The organism is Saccharomonospora halophila 8 (assembly GCF_000383775.1).
Classification (GTDB): domain Bacteria; phylum Actinomycetota; class Actinomycetes; order Mycobacteriales; family Pseudonocardiaceae; genus Saccharomonospora; species Saccharomonospora halophila.
On the sequence record NZ_KB912477.1, the window covers coordinates 1 to 2,237 of the forward strand.

Consider the following 2,237-nt stretch of genomic DNA (forward strand, 5'->3'; position numbering starts at 1 on the left):
CCTCGCGGAGGCGGCGCCCTGCTGGCTCCCGCCCTGGTGGCCGCCCTGCTGACCACCCTGATAACCGCCGCCCTGGTGGCCGCCGCGGTCGTCCCCCTGCGGGGACGGCAGCGAGCCGGACTGCGTGCCCTCACCGGTCGCGGACGGCTGCGGCCTGCGCACCGGTGGTGTGGGGTTGGTCGGATCGGTGTCCGGCTGTCCGCCCCCGGTCTCGCCCCGACCGGTCCCGACGGGCACGCCGTCCGACCCCGGGGCCTGCACGCCCGGCGGTGCCTCCTCCCCGGCGACGCCCCCCCGTGCGGTGAACGTTCCGGGGTCCAGCTTCTTGTGGGTGGGTGCGCCGGCGTCGAAACCGGCGGCGATCACCGTGACCCGGACCTCGTCGCCGAGCGAGTCGTCGATGATCGTGCCGAAGATGATGTTCGCCTCGGGGTGCGCGGACTCCTGCACCAGCGACGCCGCTTCGTTGATCTCGAAGAGGCCGAGGTCGGACCCGCCCGCGATGGACAGCAGCGCGCCGTGCGCGCCGTCCATGGAGGCCTCCAGCAGTGGCGAATTGATCGCCTTCTCCGCGGCCTGCACGGCCCGGCCCTCCCCGCGGGCGGATCCGATTCCCATCAGGGCGCTGCCCGCCCCGGACATCACGCTCTTGACGTCGGCGAAGTCGAGGTTGATCAGGCCCGGGGTGGTGATCAGATCGGTGATGCCCTGGACGCCGGAGAGCAGGACCTCGTCGGCGGAGCGGAAGGCGTCCATCAGGGAGACGCCGATGTCGCCGAGCTGCAGCAGCCGGTCGTTGGGGATGACGATGAGGGTGTCGCACTCGTTGCGCAGGGCCTGGATGCCGTCCTCGGCCTGCCGGGCGCGGCGCTTGCCCTCGAACGAGAACGGACGGGTGACCACGCCGATCGTCAGTGCGCCGAGCTTGCGCGCGATCTGCCCGACGACCGGGGCACCCCCCGTACCGGTGCCACCTCCCTCACCCGCCGTGACGAAGACCATGTCGGCGCCCTTGAGAACCTCCTCGATCTCCTCGCGGTGGTCCTCGGCGGCCTTCTGCCCGACCTCGGGGGAGGCGCCCGCACCGAGCCCGCGCGTCAGTTCGCGCCCGATGTCGAGCTTGACGTCGGCGTCGGACATCAACAGGGCCTGCGCGTCGGTGTTCACCGCGATGAACTCCACGCCTTTCAGGCCGACCTCGATCATGCGGTTCACGGCGTTCACGCCGCCGCCGCCGATACCGACGACCTTGATCACCGCGAGGTAATTGTGCGGGGGCGTCATCGGGGTGCCTTCCTGATCGTGGTGGTGCTCTCGTGCGTCGGCGCCGGATGTCGGCGGGCCGGTCGGCTCCCGCGAACCCTCAACCTCAACCCGAGCTTCAGAGTTGTGTCAACTACCGACGTTGCTGGTGGACGGTAAGCATCGAACAGCGTGGAATCCAGCAGCAACCCGGCGTGTCGCCGAGGTGTTTCAGACCACCCGTGCCGTCGGACCCGGGCAGGACACGGTCAGGACACGGTGGGCAGTTCGGGGCTGGCGACGTCGTAGACCGAGCCGTCCCTGGTCAGCAGGACCGACAGCACCCGTGCCTTGATCCCGTTCTGTTCGGCGTCCCCCCACCGCACCGTCGACCCGTCCGCGAGGTCGAACCGGACGTCCCCGGGGGTGGCGGCCCGGACGGCGGTGACCCGCCCGGACAGCTCCGGCGGCAGGGACGCCAGCACCGTCGCCGCCGCCCGGCTCGCCGGGTCGTCCGGGGACGGGTCCGCGATCTCGAACCGGGGCAGCCCTCCGGGTACCTCGTCGACCCGCTTGAACAGGGTCGCCGCGGTGTCGACCAGCGACACCGTGACCCCGTCCACGTGGTACGCGACGGCCACCCGCTCCCGGACGGTCACCGTGAGGGTCGACGGCCACGACCGTGTAACCGCCACATCGGCGACCTCCGGCAGTGCGGCGACCCGCCCGGCCACCTCGTCCGTGTCCACCCGCAGCATCGGCCGCTCCCGCGACACGTCCGCCGCGCTGCGGACGTCGTCCGCCACCGCCCCGGACACCCCCACGACCTCGACCGAGCGCACCCCCAGCGTCGGGGTGAACAGCAGGACGTATCCCAGCCCGACCACGGTCAGCACGCTGAGCACGGCCACCCTGCGTCGCATCGCGACCTGCGGTCCGGACAGGCCCCGCCCGCGTGCCCCGGCGGGGGAACGCCGCCGGGACACGGCCGCCGG

At 72.3% G+C, this 2,237-nt stretch carries 2 protein-coding genes; both read right to left on the minus strand.

The features are described from left to right. Positions 1-1,284, minus strand: a 1,284-nt coding sequence (gene ftsZ, locus SACHA_RS19530; protein WP_019806289.1) for a cell division protein FtsZ, incomplete at its 3' end; no start/stop codon positions are given. Positions 1,285-1,511: 227 nt separating this feature from the next. After that, on the minus strand, positions 1,512-2,237 hold a 726-nt coding region (locus SACHA_RS0100405), incomplete at its 5' end, for a cell division protein FtsQ/DivIB (protein WP_019806290.1).